1 protein-coding gene is annotated in these 817 nt (G+C 43.5%); it reads left to right on the top strand.

Annotated elements, in window-relative coordinates:
• Positions 1 to 38: 38 nt before the first annotated feature.
• On the top strand, positions 39 to 817 hold a 779-nt coding region (locus A3739_RS27045; protein ID WP_231877164.1), incomplete at its 3' end, for an NAD(P)/FAD-dependent oxidoreductase.

The raw sequence follows: 817 nt of genomic DNA on the forward strand, positions 1-817 counted from the left end.
GCGAATTTCGAAAACTTAATTCTGAAACTCCTCTGTTAATGATTACCCAAGACGATGGCAGCGCATATTCTAAACCGATGCTGTCAACGGGATTCACCAAAAATAAAGACGCAGAAGCATTAGTAATGTCTAATGCTGTGCAAATGTCAGAACAGTTAAATATGTCAATACGCACACAAACAAGTGTGCAAAATATCGACACTGAAAAACAAACAATCCTCGTTGATAATGAGACGATCGAATACAGCAAGCTCGTATTAGCGACGGGCGCAAGTCCATTCAAACTGAAGTTTGTTAAACCTGAGAGTGACCGCATTTTCTCGATCAATGATCTTGATGATTACCGCGCATTCCGCACAGCTAGCCAAGGCAAAAAGCATGTCGCAATTGTCGGAACAGGTTTGATCGGTTGTGAATACGCGAACGATCTTTTGAATGGCGAATATGAAGTGTCATTGATCGGCTTAAGCCAACATGTTTTAGATACCATGCTGCCGCCAGAAGCATCAGAATGTGTTACAAAAAGCTTGAGTGATGCCGGCGCGAACTTCTACTTTGAGCGAAGCGTTGTTGATATCCAAGAAACTGTTGATGGCGTAATAGTGGAGCTCGACAACGGTGAAAAAATCTCAGCCGATATAGCGATTAGTGCGATTGGTTTAGCACCAAATACTAAGCTGGCTTCTGAGAGCGGCATCGAGACTAATAAAGGCATTACGTGCGATCGTAGTTTGGAAACGTCCGCTAAGAACGTCTACACACTGGGCGATTGTGCAGAAGTCGATGGCATGGTTATGCTCTATGTTTTGCCGATGAT

Source organism: Oleiphilus sp. HI0067, from assembly GCF_001635735.1.